The 20,584-nt window shown below is 68.4% G+C and carries 18 protein-coding genes and 4 pseudogenes; 12 read left to right on the top strand and 10 right to left on the bottom strand.

What is annotated here, in order from left to right:
• Positions 1-60: 60 nt before the first annotated feature.
• Positions 61-354, top strand: a complete 294-nt coding sequence (locus QC385_RS20670) for an ATP-binding protein (protein WP_279542785.1) — start codon at positions 61-63, stop codon at positions 352-354.
• A gap of 165 nt (positions 355-519) precedes the next feature.
• Here the strand turns inward: QC385_RS20670 and QC385_RS20675 are convergent, their stop codons facing one another.
• Positions 520-699 (bottom strand): hypothetical protein, encoded by a 180-nt coding sequence (locus QC385_RS20675; protein ID WP_279542786.1) that lies wholly within the window; start codon positions 697-699, stop codon positions 520-522.
• Positions 700-1,346: 647 nt separating this feature from the next.
• Between QC385_RS20675 and QC385_RS20680 the strand changes: the two genes are divergently transcribed.
• The gene (locus QC385_RS20680; protein ID WP_279542787.1) at positions 1,347-1,742 is read left to right on the top strand and encodes an STAS domain-containing protein; all 396 of its coding nucleotides are present in this window, start codon (positions 1,347-1,349) and stop codon (positions 1,740-1,742) included.
• Positions 1,743-1,846: 104 nt separating this feature from the next.
• On the opposite strand, the gene QC385_RS20685 is transcribed toward QC385_RS20680, so the two are convergent.
• Positions 1,847-2,749, bottom strand: a complete 903-nt coding sequence (locus tag QC385_RS20685; RefSeq protein ID WP_279542788.1) for a serine hydrolase — start codon at positions 2,747-2,749, stop codon at positions 1,847-1,849.
• Between the two features lie 1,198 nt (positions 2,750-3,947).
• Between QC385_RS20685 and QC385_RS20695 the strand changes: the two genes are divergently transcribed.
• On the top strand, positions 3,948-4,958 hold the full coding sequence (locus QC385_RS20695) for a peptidoglycan-binding protein (RefSeq protein WP_279542866.1): 1,011 nt from the start codon (positions 3,948-3,950) through the stop codon (positions 4,956-4,958).
• Positions 4,959-5,089: 131 nt separating this feature from the next.
• On the opposite strand, the gene QC385_RS20700 is transcribed toward QC385_RS20695, so the two are convergent.
• Positions 5,090-5,821 carry an SDR family oxidoreductase gene (locus QC385_RS20700; protein ID WP_279542789.1) on the bottom strand — a complete coding sequence of 244 codons (732 nt, stop codon included), beginning with the start codon at positions 5,819-5,821 and terminating at the stop codon, positions 5,090-5,092.
• 84 nt (positions 5,822-5,905) lie between these two features.
• Between QC385_RS20700 and QC385_RS20705 the strand changes: the two genes are divergently transcribed.
• Entirely contained in the window at positions 5,906-6,859 is a 954-nt protein-coding gene (locus tag QC385_RS20705) for a helix-turn-helix transcriptional regulator (protein ID WP_279542790.1), read from the top strand.
• A 339-nt stretch (positions 6,860-7,198) separates the two neighbouring features.
• Here QC385_RS20705 and QC385_RS20710 read toward each other — a convergent pair whose 3' ends face one another.
• On the bottom strand, positions 7,199-7,360 hold the full coding sequence (locus QC385_RS20710) for a hypothetical protein (protein ID WP_279542791.1): 162 nt from the start codon (positions 7,358-7,360) through the stop codon (positions 7,199-7,201).
• Between the two features lie 55 nt (positions 7,361-7,415).
• Between QC385_RS20710 and QC385_RS20715 the strand changes: the two are divergent.
• From QC385_RS20715 to QC385_RS20725, 3 genes and pseudogenes are all read left to right on the top strand, one after another.
• Positions 7,416-7,664, top strand: a pseudogene (locus QC385_RS20715) (IS110 family transposase); the annotation flags it as partial.
• A gap of 14 nt (positions 7,665-7,678) precedes the next feature.
• Complete coding sequence (locus QC385_RS20720; protein ID WP_279542792.1) at positions 7,679-8,128, top strand: hypothetical protein; 450 nt, start codon at positions 7,679-7,681, stop codon at positions 8,126-8,128.
• Between the two features lie 151 nt (positions 8,129-8,279).
• Positions 8,280-8,645, top strand: coding sequence for a hypothetical protein (locus QC385_RS20725; RefSeq protein WP_279542793.1), 366 nt, complete (start codon positions 8,280-8,282; stop codon positions 8,643-8,645).
• Positions 8,646-8,680: 35 nt separating this feature from the next.
• Here QC385_RS20725 and QC385_RS20730 read toward each other — a convergent pair whose 3' ends face one another.
• From QC385_RS20730 to QC385_RS20740, 3 genes and pseudogenes are all read right to left on the bottom strand, one after another.
• On the bottom strand, positions 8,681-8,947 hold the full coding sequence (locus QC385_RS20730; protein WP_279542794.1) for a hypothetical protein: 267 nt from the start codon (positions 8,945-8,947) through the stop codon (positions 8,681-8,683).
• Positions 8,948-8,979: 32 nt separating this feature from the next.
• Positions 8,980-9,432 (bottom strand): annotated as a pseudogene (locus QC385_RS20735) (NF041680 family putative transposase); the annotation flags it as partial.
• Positions 9,419-9,706: pseudogene (locus tag QC385_RS20740) on the bottom strand (FAD-dependent oxidoreductase); the annotation flags it as partial. The pseudogenes QC385_RS20740 and QC385_RS20735, both read right to left, overlap by 14 nt.
• A 295-nt stretch (positions 9,707-10,001) precedes the next feature.
• On the opposite strand from QC385_RS20740, the gene QC385_RS20745 reads away from it, so the two are divergent.
• Both QC385_RS20745 and QC385_RS20750 read left to right on the top strand, forming a co-directional pair.
• Complete coding sequence (locus QC385_RS20745; protein ID WP_279542795.1) at positions 10,002-11,507, top strand: RHS repeat-associated core domain-containing protein; 1,506 nt, start codon at positions 10,002-10,004, stop codon at positions 11,505-11,507.
• Between the two features lie 26 nt (positions 11,508-11,533).
• A complete protein-coding gene (locus tag QC385_RS20750) occupies positions 11,534-11,719 on the top strand; it encodes a hypothetical protein (protein ID WP_279542796.1) in 186 nt (61 codons plus the stop codon).
• A gap of 218 nt (positions 11,720-11,937) precedes the next feature.
• Here the strand turns inward: QC385_RS20750 and QC385_RS20755 are convergent, their stop codons facing one another.
• On the bottom strand, positions 11,938-12,864 hold the full coding sequence (locus QC385_RS20755) for an aminoglycoside phosphotransferase family protein (RefSeq protein WP_279542797.1): 927 nt from the start codon (positions 12,862-12,864) through the stop codon (positions 11,938-11,940).
• Positions 12,865-13,132: 268 nt separating this feature from the next.
• Positions 13,133-15,691: a GH32 C-terminal domain-containing protein gene (locus QC385_RS20760; protein WP_279542798.1), complete on the bottom strand. Its 2,559-nt coding sequence runs from the start codon at positions 15,689-15,691 to the stop codon at positions 13,133-13,135.
• Positions 15,692-16,624: 933 nt separating this feature from the next.
• Here QC385_RS20760 and QC385_RS20765 point away from each other — a divergent pair.
• The gene (locus QC385_RS20765; protein WP_279542799.1) at positions 16,625-16,996 is read left to right on the top strand and encodes a hypothetical protein; all 372 of its coding nucleotides are present in this window, start codon (positions 16,625-16,627) and stop codon (positions 16,994-16,996) included.
• Positions 16,997-18,152: 1,156 nt separating this feature from the next.
• Here QC385_RS20765 and QC385_RS20770 read toward each other — a convergent pair.
• Positions 18,153-18,719 (bottom strand): TetR/AcrR family transcriptional regulator, encoded by a 567-nt coding sequence (locus QC385_RS20770; RefSeq protein WP_279542867.1) that lies wholly within the window; start codon positions 18,717-18,719, stop codon positions 18,153-18,155.
• A gap of 85 nt (positions 18,720-18,804) precedes the next feature.
• On the opposite strand from QC385_RS20770, the pseudogene QC385_RS20775 reads away from it, so the two are divergent.
• Both QC385_RS20775 and QC385_RS20780 read left to right on the top strand, forming a co-directional pair.
• A pseudogene (locus QC385_RS20775) lies at positions 18,805-19,719 on the top strand (SDR family oxidoreductase); the annotation flags it as partial.
• Positions 19,720-20,508 carry an MBL fold metallo-hydrolase gene (locus QC385_RS20780; protein ID WP_279542868.1) on the top strand — a complete coding sequence of 263 codons (789 nt, stop codon included), beginning with the start codon at positions 19,720-19,722 and terminating at the stop codon, positions 20,506-20,508.
• Positions 20,509-20,584: the final 76 nt, after the last annotated feature.

Genomic DNA, 20,584 nt, shown 5'->3' on the forward strand with positions numbered 1-20,584 from the left:
TGCGCACGGCTGAGCAGGCGAGGGATGCGGCCCGTGGGTTCTTGTTGGTGGCCGCGCCGGATGGCCGGCAGCGCAACGGATGCGGTGCTGCTGGTGGTGTCGGAGCTGTTCACCAATGCGGTGCTGAATGCCGGCGGGGTGACCGGGTTCCGGCTGGATGCCGGGGCGGTGGCGGTGGACGGTGCCAGCCCCCTCCCGCCGCAGCCCCTGCCGATGAACTTGACCAGGCCGGGTGGGTTCGGCTGGCACCTGGTGCAGAACCTGTCGGTCGACGTACGCGTGCAGGCCCACGCGGCGGGGAAGACCGTGACGGCCATCGTGCCGTGCCCCACGGGCGTCACACGGCGGGACTGAACAACTGGCGCTGCACCCTCCGCTGGCCCCCGGGCAGGGCGTCATTCCAGGTCCGACGGGACGGTCCCCGTCCGAGGAAGAGCACATCGAAGAGCTCCTGGTCCTCAGTGATGCGACCCACAGCGTGAATCCGCCGCTCCTGCCCACGGGGAACGAAGCGGATGCTCACGTCATCGCCGTGGTGCACGTCATCGCCGTGGTGCACGGCAGCGGCGAGTCGGGCCGGCACGTCGTGCAGGATGCCACCCCACTGCGGCCACTGGGCCAGCCACCTGCGGTGAACGTGCCGAGCCGGGCCTCAACCTCGATCTCCTCGAAGCCCACCCGGAGCAGCACACGGAACACACTGTCAGCCTGCCCGGCCTCACCCGTGTCAATGAGGCTGAACCGCCCGCCCATGCTGCAGTCGCCCCGATGGACGGCATGCGGATTGCGGGCCGTTGGAGGGCGGGCCCCGGGTGCTATCGGCCATGACGTCCCGGGGCCCGCCGACCACCGGCCGGTGCAACCGGATGAGAAGCGCGGCCTGACCTGAACGCTCGGAGGGGCGCCAGCTCCGGACCGCTGGTAACACGCTGCACCAGTGTCACCGGTCCAACGGGCACCGCTCGGACAACGACACGGTCACGTCAACTTGATGGTGGACGTCGGGGCTGGTGACTCAGCTGCGGGTGGGGACCGCGACGCAGCCGGCCTGGTACGGCGTCCTTAAGTGCCCAGGCGTTTCTCTGGCGGGGATTGGTCACCGTGGCTGAGTGCCGCAGCGAGCGGCGGGCGAGGGCCGGGGTAGGTCTGTCGGACCGGACGTTGCCAGAGCGCGGTGCCGTCCGGTCCGGCAGACCTGGGGATCTTAGCCAGTGTGTGTCGCGGACGCGCCTGGATCCCCGGAAGGAGTGAACGGCCGTGTAGGACGTCAAGGACCGGGCAGGCGGCCGGTAGGTCCCATGTCGAGATCCCGCTGCCCTCTTCCGGCGAGACGGTTGGAGAGCGTGATGGCTGATCCCTTGGTCGAGACGATCGCCTCCGACAACTGCGTGGTCGCCAGGGTCAGCGGCGACATGGACTACCTGACCACCCCGGCGTTCCGCCCACAGTTCAAGGAGCTGATCGCCCGCGGTGACCGCTTCATCGTGCTGGACCTGTCCGGGATGTCGTTCTGCGACTCCGCCGGGCTCAACATCCTGCTCAGAGCGTGGCGCCAAGCAGACGCGAGCGGAGCGGTGCTGGTGCTGGCGCGCGTGCCGGAGCTCGGCCTCACCGTCCTTGGGCTGCGTGGTGAACTTCGACTTGCCGTTGTCCACGACCAGGAAGGTTCCGCGAATCGCCTCCGGGGGTTCGCTTTCGCCCCGCTGTTCGCCATCCCGGCCCTGATGACCGCGGTGACCTGATGCGTCCACACGCCGGATGCCTCCCGCATGCACAGACAGCTGCTGCTCGAAGTAAACGAAGCTACTCCGGCCACGAGGCCCACACGGGCGGGATCAAGACTGACCTAACGGAGCCCTACTGGCCTCGTGGCATCTGCGGCAGTCGGCGTGTGACGGGCATGGGCGCTGGCTGCGTCGATCGCCGCTTTCACCGCCCGTTCGATCAGCGAGATGCCGCCTTGCTTCGACGTGTTGCCGCTGCTGAGAACCGAGACCAGGTACCGGTGTCCCGGCAGCCTGACCTGTCCAATGCTGTTGATGACCCACAGCCCGGTTGCAGTGCGCTGCAGCCAGCCGTTCTTGAGTGACCAGCGGGAGGATGCGGCCGACACTCCCCAGTCCTGGCCTTCCACGATGTCACCCATCAGCTCCCGGATGTAGGCCTGGGATTCCGGGTTCAGCCCTTCGCGCGTGCGGGCTGGGTCCGCCAGCCCATGGGGGAAAACCGACTGCAACAACCGGATCTGGTCCTTCGCTGTCGTCTGGGTGAGGCCCCAGTGGACGCCGGGCCCGCCATGTGTCGAGGAAAGCCCCAGCCGTTCGTTCGCCGCGTCGAGGCCTTCTCCCTCGCCGATCGCCCGCCACAGGAGGTCCGCCGCGTCGTTGTCGCTCGTCGTGATCATCGCCTCGGCGGCCTGGCGCTCCTCATTCGTCAGTTCGCGGCCCTCATCCTGCGCCTGAAGCAGCAACGCCGCGAGAGTGTCCACCTTGCTGATGCTCGCCGTGGTGAACAACACGTCGCCCTGGTAAGACGCGATCTCCCGGTCAGCGCTGTTCAGGTCGAGCACGGCAACCGCCAACCGGGTTTCACCGTCCGTCAGCACCGGCGCGAGCGACCGCGCAAGAGCCGCGCCGAGGCTGGCTGACGGCGGCCCCGCCACTGCGGCGGCCGGCGCACTACTGTGCGTTGGGGACGTCTGGACGTCGTCGAGCGTGCGGGTAGAAGAACAGGCGGTGAGCGACGCCATGACCGCGGCGGTGGCGCAGACCGCCACGGCGTGCGGGCGGAGAGCGACGCGACGGGGTCTTCTGAGCTCCTCATACGCCCTGTTGAGCTGTCTATCGGGCATAACGGCCAGACCTCGATATTCCTGTGGAGGGAGAGGTGAAGATCAGATAATATGACATGTCAGCCTTGGGTGCGGTGATCAACAGCACGGCAGGCGTGTCCTTACGTGCAAGCGGCCCGCACCGTCGTCGAAAACGCCGGCAGCCGACCCCGGCCCGGTCACCGCCAGTGTCGTGGTCGTCCATCCGTCGGCCGGGTCGTCGCCGGAGTTCCAATGCTCGAACGCCTCGCGGGTGTAGCCGCCGCGGGATTCGGTGGCCAGCGGCAGACTCGCGACGGCATCGGGGAGGGGAACGGTCTCGGCCGTGTGGGCAGGCGGTGAGGTGGTGAGGGGGACGGGACGGTGAGGAGCGCGACGGACAGGCGCACGTCCGCCAAGCTGGAGCCCAGGCTGAAGTAGACGTCACCCTGTGGGCCGCCGGTCTGGTTGGGCTGGGGGATGGCCGGGAGGAGCCCGTAGACCGCTCCTTCTCTCCCAGGTGCAGCCGCAGCGACGCCGGCGCCAGACGGCCGTCTCTCAGCCGCCGATCGTCCCTGCCGCCAACGGCGCCGACACCAGGGCAGGAGCAGCACGCCGTTGGGCGCGCCCGACCGCCCGAAGAAGGCGCGTTACACGGTCGGTGCGCGCGGCGGGGACGCCATAGGTGAGCGGTCACAGTCCGTGATCATGGCCGGTAAGTCCTCCTTTTCGTCAAGTCGGCCTAGGTCCTGCCGGACGCCTCGGAACCCAGAGATGCGGCTATCGCCTGCCAAAGGATTGAGACAACGCCACGCCGAGTGCGTATCGCTTGACAAGGAGACCGTAGACACACCTCTGCGGTCCGGCTCACCAACAGACGATATCGAGCCGATCTCCCGCGTAGACCGGCCAGTTCAGCACATCACTGGTCTGCCGGCACGGATTCCACGCAGCGCTAGGCGGGCCGTGGTGGCGCCCCGCCCCGGACCTGGTTCGTCGAGGAGGACTACCGATGGGATTTGACGAGGCCGAACCGCCCCGGGCGCTCAACTGGGGGCGCGAGCCCGCGCAAGAGATCCAAGATTCATTTCAGGAAGTTCTGAAAGCCCTGGATGCCGCTCGCGCCGATCTTTACGCGATGGAGGAGCACCAACGGTCCGGAAGCCCGTTACCGTCCTTGGACCACCCCAGCGCAACAGTCGAATACGGCAGCTCCACTCATCCCGGCCCGCCCCTGTCGCCACCGCACTCAGGGACGCAGGGCGTGGGATCCCGGCCCGAACTGGTTTCGGTTCGTCCGGAAGGCCTCCTACCATCTGCCGACCCGCCTCAACCCGCTCGGGACCGGCCAGTCGCCGAGAACGCCGTGGTCGAGCCGCTGTGGTCACGCGGTGTGCGGCAGGAGGCGGTCACGTTCCCCGGCGCGGTCGCACCACCGAAGACGGGACAGCCATCCACTGCGAGCGGCGGGGGCCCGGCGCAGGCCGAACCGCCGGCAGCCTTCCCGACGCCCCCAGGCGCTCTACAGGACCGTGCCCACCGAAGGACCAACTCAACGGAGGATTCCCCTTACCGATCGCAGGCCGCGCAGCCGAGCCGCTTCGTCTCCCCGCCCTCCCAGACGCCACTGCGGCCAGAACCGGTCCGCCCGCCTGAGCCCAGGGGAAGCCAACGACATCGCCGCTTCACCGACCGGCGACACAGCCGGCTCGCCGGAGTTTTCGGCCTGGGCGCCGTGAGCGGATTGGTCCTTGCCTCTTCGCTGCTCAGCAACGGCGACTCTGCACCGGCGACGCCGCCTGCGTCCTTGGAGCAACCGGACCGGCCATTGCCTGAGAATCCGGCCCCTGCAGTCCCCTCCCCGCCTACCGGGGAATCGAACCGGCCAGCTCCTGGCAACGCCTTGCTTCCCGAGATCCCTGGCACCGGGCTACTGCGCCAAGGTGACACTGGCCACGGTGTTTACGAGTTGCAGGTACGGCTGCTCCAGATCCCTCACGTCTATGACGGCGGCGCCATCAACGGCCGTTTCGACACGAACGTCCGGCAGGCAGTGGGCCGATTTCAGAATGCATACGGCATCCACGGAGACGAGATTGGCGTCTACGGGGACAACACTCGACACGCCCTCATGCTGCGGACGAAATAGTCGCCAACAGACAGATGCTGCGAGAAGCAGCCGCCGCGGCACGTGTATGCATGAGTGTCCATATCGAGGAAGGGCAGCTCCGGCGTCCTTCTGGGGGGCCGGAATCGAGCGACACGATGGAGCGCCCGCTGTCACACCAGGCCCCCGTCGGCTACGAGGTTCTGACCGGTCAGCCACGCGCCATCTGGGCTGAGCAGCAGTGCGACAACGGCGGCGATGTCGGCCGGAGTGCCCACCCGGCCCAGAGCCGTCATGTGCGCCACCCCAGCCACCGCTTCCGGCGGGGCGCTGGCGCGCAGCATGTCGGTGTCGGTGGGGCCAGGCGATACCGCGTTGACCGTGATCCCGCGCCGCCCCAGTTCCCGGGATGCGACCCGGGTGAGCTGCTCGATTGCCGCCTTGCTCGCGGCGTAGACCGACTCGCCCGCGCTGGGCCATGCAGTGCTGGTGGAGGAGATTGTGACGATCCGGCCGCCGTCGGCCATTCGGTGGGCCGCAGCCTGCACTGCGAAGAATGCACCGCGTACGTTGACCGCCATCACCCGCTCGAACCTCTCCGGAGTCAGTTCGTCGATCGGCGCATGATCGATGACACCCGCGTTGTTCACCAGTGCCGAGAGCGGACCCGCGGCTCTGTCGGCGAATACCTTGTCCGCTGTGGTGAACAGTCGCTCGATCTGGTCATGGTCGGCCACGTCCGCGCGCACGGCGACGGCACGCCCTCCGCACGTCTCTTCCACCTGCCGAGCTGCCCGTTCGTCGGCGGCGTAACTGAACACCACCGTGGCGCCGTCGCCCGCGAGCCGTTCGACCACGGCCCGCCCGATCCCGCGTGACCCGCCCGTCACCAGTGCCGCTTGCATGGATGTCCCTTTCTGTTCGAGGAGCCCTCACCATGGCAGCCGTTGCGGAAACTGAACTTCCGCGATGGGAGAAAGACTGGGGACATGACCCAAAGAGATCCTGCGGCGCGGCTGCTGCGGCTGTTGTCGCTACTCCAGGCCCGCACCGACTGGCCTGGACCGGAGCTGGCCGACCGGCTCGGTGTCAGCACCAGGACCGTCCGTTCCGACATCGAACGGCTCCGCAACCTCGGCTACCCGGTGGCGGCCACCTCCGGCACCGCGGGTGGCTACCGGCTGGGGCCCGGCGCCCGGCTGCCACCCTTACTGCTGGACGACGAGGAGGCCGTTGCGGTGGCGATCGGCCTGCGTACGGCCACAGCCCAGGCGGTGGGCGGCATCGAGGAGACGTCTCTACGAGCGCTGGCCAAGCTCGAACAGGTGCTGCCGGCCCGACTGCGCCCCCGTGTGGCCGCGCTCGCGGCCTCCACGGTGCCCCTGCCTGGGAACGGCCCGGCCGTCGAGGGCGACGTGCTGACCACGCTGGCCGCCGCCTGCCGGGACCGGCGGCGAGTGCGGTTCGACTACCGCGATCACGAGGGGAATGCCACCATACGCGACGCCGAACCGCACCGCCTCGTGTCGACCGGGCGACGCTGGTATTTGGTGGCGTGGGACGTCGATCGCAACGACTGGCGGACCTTCCGCATCGATCGGCTCAGGCCACGCACGCCCCTGGGGCCTTCCTTTCCGGGCCGGTCTCTGCCGCCGGGGGACGCCATCGACTTCGTGACCAAAGGCGTGGCCTCGACACTGGGACCCTGTCGCACGGTCGCGACCGTGCAAGCGCCGGCTGCGGCCGTCAGCGAGCGGGTACCGCCAGTAGCCAGGGTCGAGCCTCTCGACGACCACCGGTGCCTGCTCCACATAGGCGCCGCCACGCCGCTGACGCTGGCCGTCTACCTCGCCGCGCTCGGCCTGCCGTTCACCGTGGACGGTCCCCCTGCGTTGTTGGAAGCGTTGCGGCAGGTGTCGCGGCACTGCGCGGGCGCCACATGAACTCCCGCAGCAGCATCGCGATGTCCACCGACGTGTCGGCAACCGGCGTCAGACGGAACGCGACGATCGAATGGGTGTATTGGTCCAGAGCGAGAGTGAGATGACCGAGACCGGATCACGAGCAATTGTCAAGACCTGTGGATCGATCTCGGTCAGGCCCGCAGTCTCGATGGGCGGCGTGACTGATTGTTGATCTTCTTCTCGTTCGAGGTCCGCGCAAAGCGTCGCCCGAATGAGGAGACCATGGCTGCGTGAGGACGTCGGCCCGACCTGGTCTCTTCCCTCAGCTCACCCGTACGGCCAGTCGGCCGATCAGACAGTTCGTCGGCCTGCTGCCGGTCAGTCGGCGGGCAGGCCGAACCAGCGGAGGAGTACGGGTCGTGCGTCGTCGGGGGCGTCCTCGGGCCCGCGGGCATAGCACGCGAGCAGGGCCAGATAGTCGTCATGGAACGCGTCCAGCTCACCCTTCGTGAGGTGGATGAGGCTGCGTGAACCCCGCATCCAGCCTTCGGACTCCGCCTGTCTGGCGGTGAACTGCCGGGCGAGGGGCCTCGACCGACGGGTCAAGAATGACCGCCTCAACCATGCTGGATACCTCTGGGCCTTCTCCTCGATCACCGCCTCGCCCGGCGCCAAGGCTCACTATCAACGCCGTCACGACGCCGGGGACTGGCACGCAGCAGCTCAGAGGAACCTCTTCAACCGCATGCTCGGACAGCTCTACCACTGTCTCCAGCAGCACGCGCTGTTCGATGAACAGACCGCGTTTCCTTCCACTGCGGCCGAAGCTCTAGAGTCGGCGTGACCAGGCTGCGGAGCGTGAATAAGCTTCCACGCAAGGCCAGTCAATCCTTTCCCTACGACCGGTTCCTTGGTGAGTTCCAGGAACTGGCACATGGCCGCCCCGACGGCCCTGCACTTCGCGACTCGGTCCGCGACCACGCCGCGCCGGGGGAGGAGAAGCTGGTGCGTTATCTCCGTTCAGGATCGGCCCTTGCCGTCACTGGATCACCAGTCCACGACGCGTTGAGCAACGAGCTCATCTGCGCGTTGGAGCTGCACACCGACGGCGAGTGGTTCTGGTACTCAGACCTCGCTCACTACGTCGAGCGCTACCACGTTCCGCTGGACGAAACCTTCATCGATCAGGCCCGCGCACACGACTGGACTGCACCCAAGCTATCTGCAGAAGACCTCATCCGGATCGGAGACACTTTGGAGGCGCTCGATGCTGAAGACGCCGGAGACAGGCACAGCTTGACGAGTTAGACGCCTGAGGTGTCTAAGAGCACACTGGGCACCCACCGACCCGCCGCCCTCCCGGACACCGGCCGCCGCGCCACGCTGGGACCGGAAGCCGGCCGCCGAACCGGCCGCGCCCTTCCTGTCGCTGGAGCCGGGGGAGTGGGACATCCCGCGCGTGCCGCTGCGCCGCGACCGCGCCGTCATCGCCGCACGCATCCTCACCGCCCGGCTGCGCACCGCGCGCCGCACCGGCCGACCCCTGTACGGCCAGGCCGCGCACCAACCGACAGCGCCGTACAAGCAGTTGCTCCTCTTCGCCCAGGAGCAACCGCCCACGGCGGCCCGCCCGGCGGTCGACCTCGCAACCCTGCGCACCGACCTGGAGGCCCTGGAGCTGACCGCCGGCGCGCCTGGTGCCCTCTGCGGCCGGGCGGAGCCGGCGCCCGGCCGGTGGCCGGTCGCGATTGCACGGGAGGAGGGCGGGGCTGATGGCGAAGCGCAAGACGAACGAGGCGGGATCGTCGACCGGGCACCGCGCTGATGCGCTGCGCGTACTCGGGGTGCTCAGCTTGTCGTTTAACCTCGGCTCTCGATGAGACGGGCGAGTGATTCTGTGGGCCAGCAGAGCCACTGCAGGACTGGGTTGGTGACCACGAAGTAGTGGGCGCTGACCCGACCTAGCTCCTTGTCCAGGATCTTCGTGGCCTCATCGCGATAGACGTAGCGGAGATAGCGGCGGCGGATCGGCGCTCCTGCTATCAGCAGCACTGGTGAGGCGACAAGGACGGCCAGCTGGACCAGGACTTTCACGACTGTGAGCTTGGCTCTCTCCTCATAGCGCATGCGCTCAGTGTGCTGGCCCTCTGTGTCGCTCGTCAGCCTGTTCTGCGGGGTTTGGTGCCCACCTTGTGGTGGGCGGGACGGCTGTATGCCTCGCCGGTGGCGAGGACGCGTCCCACGTCATGACGGATAGCCGGATAGCGGTTCTTCGAGCCGGGCGGTCGGCCTGGGCCGGGACGGGAGGGTTTCGGTGCGCCGACGGGTGAGCCGGTCTTCGCGTGCAGGTTTCTGAACTCTCTGCGGACGCGGGCGGGTGTCATTTTGTTCGGCTCGGTCGGCTTTTCCCAGGGCCTGCGAAGGTCGGTGGCCAGCGGGCGGGCGATCCGGAGCTGGGCATAGGCGGCGATGACGAGCCAGGTCCACCGGTCGGCCGCTTCCGAGCTGCGGAGCCGGGGCTTGGTCCACCCGAGGGTCTGCTTGAACAGGCGGAATGTGTGCTCGATGTCGAAGCGGCGGAGGAAGGACTGCCAGCAGCGGTCGACTCGCGCCCAGCAGCTCGGGGATCGGATCGTGCCAGTCGCTGAAGCGGCGGCGCATCGCGGCGAGGGGGTCCGTGTGCCGCGCCCCGGGCGGCGAGTTGAGCACCGCATGCCACTCGGCCCGGCCGTTGGCGAACGCGATGTGGCCGAACTCGGCGCCCCTGCCCCAGGTCAGCTCGAAGTCGGTGGCCAATTCGACCGGGCGCTCGGTGATGGCGCGCAACACGGTCGACCCGCTGTAGGCCGGGCCGGGGTGCTGAGGGAACAGCTGGGCGCGCAGCCGGCGGCGCCGGTGACCGCGCCGACGATCGCCTCGGTCGTCTCCCGCACCTTGTACTTCCGCCAGCCCCTCACTGACGGCTGATACCTGCCGGGTGCGGCGGCTTCAGGCCGGTGAGCGGCGCGGTGGCTCTGGCCTGTTGCGTGCGGCGGCCTCTTCTGTGGCCCGGTCCGGTGCCGGGGAGGGCCCGGTGATGCGCTCCGGCCGTATCTGCCGTGAGACGCAGGAAGGCCGCCTTCGGGCAGGGGGCCGCGCCATCCGCCTCGGCAACGGGGGCCGCCCGGGTAACCGCGACCGCGTGACGAAGGTGTCCTCCACCAACGCCACGGTCACCTACTCCTACGACGGCGACGGCAACGTCAAATCCCGCACCGACGCCTCCGGCACCACAGGCTGGGACTACGACAAGCTCAACCGCGAAAGCATCCGCACCCTGCAGAACGGCGCCCAGACCGCCCTCGCCTACACCCCGGGCGGCGACGTCGACTACTACACCGACCCGACCGGCAAGACCGACTACACCTGGGACAAGGCCGGCCGCCTGGACTACCTGACCGCCCCGGACGGCAAGAAGACCGACTTCGACTACAACGAAAACGACAAGCGCACCAAGATCGTCTACCCCGGAGGCACCACCCAAGCCGTCGCCATCGACGACAACGGCCGCCCCGAAGGCATCAAAACCACCTCCGGCACGACGACGCTGATCGACCTGGCCTACAGCTACAAGAACACCGCGGGCAAGGACACCACCAAGATCCGCACTCGCACCGACAACCTCACCAAGAACAAAACCACCTACGACTTCGACTCCCAGGACCGCCTGCGCTACGCGCTGGAAGCCGACTCCGCGGGCGCGCGGAAGGCGTCGTGGCTGTACTGCTGGGACAAGGCCGGCAACCTCACCTCCCAGGACGGCACCAAGAACACCTGCCCCGGCGGCACCACCTACACCTACAACGACGCCTCCCAGCTGACCGCGAAGAACGGCTCCACCACGGGCTGGTCCTACGACAAGCTCGGCAACGAAACCGCCGGCGCGAGCGTCACCGCCCGCACGAAGGAGACGTGGACGGACTACAGCCAGCTCTCCGGCATCACCACCAGCGGCAAGTCCTATGACCTGGTCCACGCGGCCACGGACAACTCCGAGCGGACCAAGCTGGGTTCGACGTGGTTCCACCACACCGCGCTGGGCCTGGCGTCCACGACGACGAACGGCGTCGACACCGGATTCATCCGCGAACCGGCGGGCACCCTGAACTCCATGACGACTGGGGGGAAGTCCTACTACTACCTCACCGACGCCACCGGCAACGTCCTCGGCCTCGTCGACGACGCGGGCAAGCGCACCCACACCTACGCCTACGGCCCCACCGGCCTGCCCCGCGGCACCACCACCGAAGCCATCCCCCAGCCGCACCGCTACACCGGCGCCTATCTGGATCCGACCGGGCTGTACAAGATCGGCCACCGCTTCTACGACCCCGCCCTCGGCCGCTTCACCCAGCCCGACCCCTCCGGCCAGGAAACCAACCCCTACCTCTACGCGGCCGGCGACCCCATCAACAACAGCGACCCCACACGACTTTTCAGCCTCTCCGACGCTCTCGATGCAGGAGAGAGCATCTTCAGCACTGCCACGGGTTGCCTTGCCGGGATCGGCGCTGCGGGTGAAACCGGCATCATCGCCACCGCCGGCATCATGGCCGGCCCGTGGGGCACGGCGGCCGCGGTCGTGGGCAGCTGCGCCGTCGGAGGCTTCCTCGGTTACAACAACGCCGACCTCATCAGCTACGGCTGACCCGTGACGGAAGGGCACGATAAACCATGAGCAACAAGGTCAAGATGAGCATCTTTCTGTCCGTAGTCGCGGTCGTCACCGTGCTCGCGCTGCTGCAAGGCCTCACGGCAGAGGGATCGAACAAGGCCCTACCGCTCATCGTGGCAGCCCTTGGAGTGGCATCGCTCGGCATGTGGACCATCGGGGTCCGCAGCAAGGCCCGGAAAAAGTGACCAAACTCCTCGCCGTCCGCGGCGTCGCGGGCGGCGAGGAGAAGGTGGTTCGGCGCCCTGAGCCAGTGGTCCTCGTCCGGGAAGTGCAGGAAGCTGACGGGCGTCCCGAGCTGCTGCAGATCGCTGGGTCGCCGAAGATCTTCCGGCCGCCTCCCTCTACAAGACTTGGGCCAGCGCCGAACCTCGGAGGCGTTTGTCACCCGCGGTGGACAGGGCGTTCATCGGCAGATCGTCGCGATGAGGCGTCGCAGCGCGGCGTGGGCGGGCGGGCCCCAGGTGGCCTTGCCGCCTGGGCGGCCATGAAGGCCGGCCTCTCCGATGAGGATGCCGCTGAGGGCTGTCAGCACCGCCCAGCCGCGGGCCCGGCGCAGGGTCGCGGCGTCCACCACCGGCTGGTAGACGTCATGGAAGCGGTCGGCCGCCCCGTCCGGCAGCAGTATCCAGGTGGCGGCGAGATCGCAGGCCGGATCGCCCGCGCAGAGGTCGCCGAAGTCGATCACGCCGCAGAAGGTGCCGTCCGCGGTGAGGACGTTGGCCGGATGCAGGTCGCCATGGAGCCACAGCGCCGGGCCCGCCCACTCGGGCGCGGCAACGGCTTCTTCCCAGACCGCTCGGACGGCATCCGGTTCGGGAAGCAGCCCCAGCTCGATGGCCGCGGCGAACTGCTCGGCGAATTGCTCGGCAAGGTCGGCCAGTGGCCCCCCGCGGCCACGGCCAACGGGCGCCCCGTTGGGGGCAGGTCGGTGAAGCACCGTCAGGAAGGCGGCCAAGGTGCCGGCCGCCTCCGCGGCACGTGTGGCGGGAGCGCGGTCGGCGGGCGAGCCGGGCACCCAGGTGGTGACGATCCAGGGTCGCGGAAACCGCTCGGAGGGCTCGCCGAGGCGCTGCGGGACGGGAACGGGCAGGGGAAGGCGCGGGGCGAGAGCGGGTAGCCAGGCGTGCTCCTTGCGCAGCAGGGCGTCCGCCGACTGCGTCGCCCAGGGCAACCGGACGGCGAGGTCGTCGCCGAGCCGCCACAGCTGGTTGTCCCAGCCACGCGCGCCGAGCTTCAGGGGACGACCGGCCAGGTCGGGGTGCTGGTCGCGCAGCAGATCCCGGACCAGATCTGCGGTGATGTCGATCTCGGTATGGGTATGCGGAGCCACGGTAGTCGGACGCTGACCCGGGCCTTTGGGACGCCCAGCACTCAGTGCCGCGCACCATCCTCACTTCCTGAACTGGGCACCGCACGGCAATGCCCGTCGGCGCCTGGTTCCCCCTCGGCCGTCCTACGATGGGAGGAAGAGACACAGGCTGGCGTCATCGGTGCGGGCCAGGTTGGATGGGGATCGCTTCCACGCCGCTTTCTTGGCGCCTGCCTTGCCGCGGGCCGCTCGCCGCCCCTGGGCGACCGGCCCGCGGACCTGCGGCTCGTCACCGCCAGATGGACTTCAGCTGCCACGCCTGCATGTGGTCGAGGGTGGCGGTGCCGCCTTCGGCGAAGACCTCGACGCCGGTGCTGGAGGGGTCGGGGAAGATCTGGTCGGTGATCACCGCTTCGCCATTGCCGCCGAAGACCTCGACGGACGACCAGTCGACCAGGATCCGCAGCTTCACCTTGCCGTTCTTGGGCTTCAGGGGTGCGGTCTGGACGCCGGGGAAGGTGCTGTTGAAGTCGCCGACGCCGGAGCGGGTGCGGTCGACGTACAGCTCCTGGGTGGTGGTGTCGTAGCCGATGACGGTCTCCTCGCCTCCGGCGCCGGTGCGCACCTTCAGGCCGAAGCGGTCGGCGTCCTTGAGGGAGAAGGTCGCCTCGATGTCGAGAGCCTTGCCCTTGGCCGCGCGGCTGATCAGCGGCTTGGAGGTGCTCTTCACGGTGACGCCGGACGCCGTCGCCGGGCGCCTATCCCGGAGGGATTCCAGACCGCCCACCGGCTTGCTGGTCAGCCGGATATGGCCGTTGATCGTGCGCAGTGCCATTTCCCGGGGAACGCTCTGCGCGCTGCGCCAGGGGGAGGTGGGGATGGATTGGCCGTAGTCCCAGTTGTTCATCCAGCCGATCATGTAGCGCTTGCCGCCCGGTGCGTTTTCCCAGGACACCGCCGCGTAGTAGTCCTTGCCGTAGTCGGTCCAGTCCGCGCGCTGTACGACGGACTTGGCGGGCTTGTCGGCGGCGGTGAACTGGTCGGCCATGACGTGGCCCCAGCCGCCGGTGTTCATGTCGACGACCTGGATCTGCGCCTTCTCGCCGGCGTACGGGCGCATGTCGAAGGAGGCCCAGTCCAAAGTCTCGCTGTCGGCGCCGGTCGCGCTGCGCACGACCTGGCCGTCGACGAGCAGGTTGACGGACGTCTCCTGGGAGACGCGCTGGGCCTGGGTGTCGGACAGCATGATGTGGTCGACGTTGATATGGCCCCAGCCGCCGGTGTTGTCGTCGACGATCCTGATCCGCGCCTGCTTGCCGGCGAGGTCGCTGACGTCCCAGGAGGCCCAGTTGAGTGCCTCGGCGTCCTTTCCGGTGGCGCTGCGGACGACTTGGCCGTCCACGAGGAGTTCGACGGCGGTGGGGCTGGCGGAGCCGGCCGGGTGGTTGCCCCCGCCGATGAGGAAGTTGATGTGCTTCTTGTCGATGGTGAACTCGGGTGAGGTGAGGGTGCCGGTGGTGGAGTCGCCGTTGAGGAAGGTGTTGGCCAGCCCGTCTCCCAGGAAGCCGGAGACCTGTCCCTGGTCGGGGAGGGTGCCGGTGGCCGGCGCGGTGCCGAAGGCGTCCCCGGTCGCCGTCCAGTCGCCGTACGTTCCGCCTTCGAAGTCGGCGAGGACCGTGCCCTCGGGTGGAGTGCTGTCCATGACGGTCCCGGCCTCGTGCGGATGCCGCCCGCCACCGATCTTGAAGTTCAGGTAGGGGCTGTCGACGGTGAAGGCGGGGGAGCTGAGGATGCCGGTGGCGCCGTCACCGCCGTGGAAGCTGTTGGCGAGGCCCTTGCCGTCGAAGCCCTCGACGGCCCCCTGCCCGTCCACCGCCCCGGCTGCCGGTCCCTGGCCGAACGCGGTGCCCGTGGTCGACCACGTACCGAAGCCGGTGCCCTCGAAGTCCTGGACGACCTTCCCGGTGGGCGGGGTGTACGTGCCCTTGTCGTCCGCGGTGAACTTCTTGCCGTCGAAGTCGCCGATGAAGTACTGGGCGGCCGAACCTCCAGCGATACCACCGGGGTTGATGTTGACGACCAGGACCCACTTGATGTTCTTCTTGTCCCCGTCCACGGCGAGGGGGAACAGATCGGGGCACTCCCACACGCCGCCCGTCGCACCGGCCGGTCCGAACTCGCTCTGCAACTCCCAGTCCTTGAGGTTCTTCGACGAGTAGAACCGCACCTTGTGCTCGGCGGACAGCGACACCGTCATCAGCCAGCTCTTGGTCGGCGCGTACCACTGGACCTTGGGATCGCGGAAGTTGTCGGAGCCGATGTCGATCACGGGATTGCCCTGGTACTTGGTCCAGGTGCGACCGCGGTCGGTGCTGTAGGCGAGCGACTGGGCCTGCTTGCCGCCGTTCTTGTAGGCGCTGGTGTAGATCGCCACCATGGGCGGGTTCTTCTTCGTGCCGAAGCCGGTGGTGTTGTTCCAGTCGACGACCGCGCTGCCGGAGAACACCATCTCCTCGTCGTCGTGCGACAGGGCCAGCGGCAACTCCTCCCAGTGCACGAGGTCCTTGCTCACCGCGTGCCCCCAGGACATGTCGCCCCAAGTGTTGCCGTTCGGGTTGTACTGGTAGAAGAGGTGGTACTCGCCCTTGTAGTAGACGAGCCCGTTGGGGTCGTTCATCCAGTTCTTCTGCGGAGTGAAGTGGAACTGGGGTCTGTAGGTCTCGGTGTAGGTCGGGGTGTCGGCGGCGACGGCCTGGGGGGCCAGCGGGGCTGCTGACAGGGCGCAGACGGTCGCGACCGCCGCCATCATCCGCATGCGGGCATGCCGGGATACGCGTGCAGAGCTCATGGTGTCTCCTAGTCCCGCGGCCGTCCACGCAGCGGTGACTGCGGCTTCTGCGCGACGGACCGAAAAGTGCACCCCAGGCCGATGCCGGCTTCCGTGCCGTCGACCGAGGGTGTCATCGTTGACTTGTGTCATCGATGACAGCGAGTGCCCGATTATGAAGCCCAATCCGGCCTCCGCGTCAACCGTCCGGGCGCAATTGCTCCGGCACGACCGGCAGTTCATCGGCTGTCGTCGGTGGTCGCGAACCGCGCCGACCCGTTGGCAGTGGCGGTCTCGGTTTCGATAACCGCCCAGGTCAGAGGGGTGGGGTGGGGGCCGCCCGGCAAGCTTCGGCCTCATCGTCGACGCCGAGACGGGCCGGTGAACGAGTTGTTTCCGGCCTGTTGACCGGTCGGGCCTTTCGGTGCTTCACGTCCAACGACAGCGCGGCCCCGGGGTCACGCCGTGGGCAGCTGCGGCTCCTCCAGCACCCGCCCCGGTCTGTGCCGGTGACAACGGGCGTCAACACGGCGCCGCGGGACTCACTCGCGAGAAAGGTGACGGGGAAGCGATCAGCACTGATTTCCCGTCGTTGTTGAGTGCCGCCAAGTCGTGAACGAACGTACGGAGGACGGTTTCTGCACGCGGCGACCCCCTTGCAGCCGGGCCGCGAGGGCCAGATAAACCCGCGCCGCCGAAGTGGCCTGGGTGCCCTCCTGCCGTCTACCGCCCGCACCTGTGCTGCCGCTCTCATGAGGCTGTGCCGACGGCATGTATGCCCGGCACGGTCACAGCGGATCTCCGGCGGCGAAGGAAGACACATGGCGAACGAGCTCAAGTACGGCGACAAGATCCACCTGCAGAACGGGTACGACGACTTCAAGGGCGGCTACCTCGACACCCGGCACGTGGGAGGTCCTCTCCGCCTCGGGCAAGGCAGCCGGCGATCCGGTCGTGAGCGGGGACCTGATCCACCTGCGCAACCTCTACGCCGGCGACGGCGGCTACCTCGACACCGCCAACCACGCCAGCACCGTCCAGAAGAGCGCCGGCGGCAAGTACGACGTGGCCACCGCGGAGTCCAACAACCGTATTTCGGGCAGCGGCCAGTGGCGAATCTTCGCCCAGACCTCCACACCCGGCGACCAGAACGTCCGGGCGGGGGACATCGTCCACCTGTGGAACACCTACGACGGCAACGGCGGCTTCCTGGAGACCAACCAGCACGCCGACGGCGACACGCAGGGAGGCAAACTCGACGTCTGCACCAACGCCTACTACAACCGCGCTTCCAGCGTCGCCGACTGGAGGATCCACAAGGCCTAACCCCTGCTCCTCAGACGCAGAACGGGCCCCGAAATGCCGCCAGGGGGGAGCGGACCGAGAGCCCAGGCCCTACACGCACTCCAGTGCGATGCCGCTGGCCTCAGGCAGCGAAAGACCCCGGGCCGCCCAGCGTGCCCGGGGTCCTGCTCAACGGCCTTACGCCGCCGCCGATTCCAGTCCGAGGGCGGCGGCATGACCTGGTGCACTCACCAGTCGTCGGGCGCGCTGCCCACCCACGCGATCGGCTTCCCCTCGCTGTTGTGGCCCCAGTGCGGTTCCTCCATCGAGGTCTCGTGCCCGTCGTCCAAGACACAGATCCGTCCCCAACGGCCGTGCTTGCCCGGACAGACCCCGATGAGCCGGGCAGCGTCGCCGTCGCCTCGATCCCGGCCCTCGCCTCCTGCACCTGCGAATCTGCCAGCACCAACGAGATGACCCGCTCCGCCTCCGCGAACGCCCTGGTGCGGACGTGCCCTCGCACGGCTGCCTGCACCCGCTGCTCTTCGTCGCGCGAGGCCATCACGCCGCCCCTTCCGCTGCCGCCCACTCCAGCCCGAGCCGGCCAGCGCGGCGAGCTTGTCGGCGGTGAGCTTCCCGCGGCGGCCCTTCTGGTTCATGGCCCACACCCCAAGCCGAACCTCCGTGCCGTCCTCCAGTTGCGATTTCTCGGCTTTGGGACAGTGGGTGAGTGACAGCGATCCTGGGTGTGTTGCTGCTGGTCATTGGTGGTTGAGGGGGTTGGGGCCACTGTTCTGGAGGCGAGATTTTTTGTGGGGACCGCTGTTCCAGGGGCGTTATTGGATGAGGGGTGACGCTGTCTCAGTTTCGTGAGTTCTGATCCGCTGGCCGATGGGTGTTGGTGTGCTCAGGGGTGTGGAAGGGATGTCGCGGGCTGTCAGAGGCGGCAGCAGGCCCTCGCGGGGCGACGCTCGAAGCAGGTGCGTGGGACATACGCGAGAAGCGGCAAGAGGACGGACACGGGTTAGGCGGGTATGTGCGTGTCGTGGTCGGATGTCCGGCGCTGCAATGCACAGTGCTTGGCGTCAGCGCAGATCACAGGCATACCGGGCATCCCCCGAGACCGGATCGGGGCTGTTCAACACGCTACATGGGGAAGGGGGCGAAGGCTCCTTTCCAGCATCACTGCCGGTCCGCCCTAGCCGCCCGCGGTCACGGCCTTGAGCTCGTCCAGCGATTCCCGCATCAACTGCGACATCTCGCGTTCCTCGTTCGCCGCGATCCATCGCTCGAAGCCAACCTTGAAGACGGCGATCCCAGCCTCGGCGGCCAGGCTCGCGGCCGGCTTCGCAACACCACGTCTGTGCAGGGCGTCGGCAAGTGCGGCTGACATCGAGGCGAGCTTGATCAGCTCACGCTCCTGGAGTTCCGCGTTGGCCACGATGACGGCCTGTCGCTGGCGGAAGTGTTCGCGACGGTCGACGAACGCGGTGGAGACTGCCTCGAGGCCGGCCGCTATCAAGTCGATTGGCGCTGCGGATTCCGGAGCTCCGGCGACTGCGCTCGCAAACAGCTCCTTCAGGATGTCGGAGCCGTCGAACAGCACCTCGCGCTTGTCGGCGTAGTGCCGGAAGAAGGTCCGCTCCGTGAGCCCGGCCCGTTTGGTGATCTCCGCGACGGTGGTCTGCTCGTAGCCGCGCTCGCTGTAGAGCTCCAACGCCGCTTTAGCCAGGCGTCCGCGCGCGTTCGGCTCCCATCTACCCATGCGCAGATTGTACGTGATGACAGTGGCTGACATCAGGTGTGTTACCTTCGATGACAGTCACTGACATCAACGGTTTGGAATCCCCATGCGCATCTTTGTGACCGGCGCGTCCGGCTGGATCGGCTCCGCCGTCGTTCCCGAACTCATCGACGCGGGGCACCAGGTCGTCGGGCTCGCCCGGTCCGACGCCTCCGCCGCCGCCCTGACCGCCGCCGGAGGACAGGCCGTCCGCGGCACCCTCGACGACCTCGACGTCCTGCGGGACGCGGCCGCCGCGTCGGACGCGGTCATCCACCTCGCCTTCAAGCACGACATCGGCTTCACCGGCGACTACCAGGGCGCCTCCGAGGCCGATCGCCGCGCCGTCGATACCCTCGCCGACACGCTGGCCGGCACCGACCGCCCCTTCGTCGTCGCCTCCGGCCTGGCCGGCTTCAAGCCGGGACGTCTGGTGACCGAGCGGGACATGCCCATGATCGACGGCTCACCGCTATCGATCCGAATGGCCACCGAACAAGCGGTACTCGCACTCGCCTCGCGCGGTGTGCGGTCATCCGTGGTACGAGTGTCCCCGAGCTGCCACGACGAGGGAGAACACGGCTTCGTGGCGGGCCTGGTAGCCATCGCCCGGGCCAAGGGCGTCTCCGGTCACATCGGCGACGGCGCCAACCTCTGGCCGGCCGTCCACCGCCTCGACGCCGCACGGCTGTTCCGCCTGGCCGTCGAGAAGGCCCCCGCCGGATCGGTGCTTCACGGTGTTGCAGAGGAGGGCATCCCGATCCGCGACATCGCGGAGGTGATCGGCCGTCACCTGGACGTGCCGGTCACCGCCGTGACCCCCGAGGCCGCCTCCGAGCACTTCACCTGGCTGGGCCCCTTCCTCAACCTCGACGTCTCGGCGTCGAGCACCCTGACCCGGGAGCTGCTGGACTGGCGGCCAACCCACCCCGGCCTCCTGGAAGATCTCAACAGGGGCCACTACTTCCACGCTCCTTCGTCCGTGACTCCTGCCGAGACGACCCGTGACCAGTTCCCCGTCCGCGTCTTCGGCGGCCCGACCGCCCTTTTCGAGTACGGCGGCCTGCGCTTTCTCACCGACCCCACCTTCGACGCCCCCGGCGACTACCCGGCGCCGGGCGGCGCGGTCCTGACCAAGACCGCCCCCTCCGCCGGCAGCCCCGCCGAACTCGGTCTCGTCGACGTGGTCCTGCTGTCCCACGAGCACGCCGACCACCTCGACCGTTCCGGCCGCGCCCTGCTCGCCGACGTGCCGCTGACCCTCACCACGCCTGATGGCGGCAAGCTTCTCGGAGGCAAGGCCAGGGGGCTGGCCGACTGGGAGTCGGTCGAGCTGGACCGGCCCGGCGGCGGCACGGTCACCGTGACCGGTGTCCCCGCCGTCCACGGCCCCGGTCCGCGGGAGGAGGTCGAGGCGTTCAGCGGGCAGGTCGTCGGTTTCGTCCTGACCGGTGACGGACTGCCCACGGTGTACGTCAGCGGCGACAACGCCTCCCTAGACGCCGTGAGGAAGACGGCCGACCGTTTCGGGCCGGTGGACACGGCCGTCCTGTTCGCCGGCGCACCCCGCTTCGAAGGTCTTTTCGACGGCGCACCCCTCGTCCTCGACAGCGCTACGGCCGCCGAAGCCACTCGCATACTCGGCGCCCGCCGGGTGGTCCCCGTCCACTACGACAGCTGGGCCCACATCACCGAGGGCCGAGATGCCCTGCAGGCCGCTTTCACCGCCGCGGGGCTCGCCGACCGCCTGGACTGGGGACACCTGGGCTGACCGCAGTGGATGGACTCCGTCCAGCCAACGACCCGCCGCAACCGAGCTCCCGGTGCCCGTCCCGGCCCCCGGCAGG

The organism is Streptomyces sp. DH10 (assembly GCF_029813805.1).
GTDB classification, from domain to species: Bacteria; Actinomycetota; Actinomycetes; order Streptomycetales; family Streptomycetaceae; genus Streptomyces; species Streptomyces coeruleofuscus.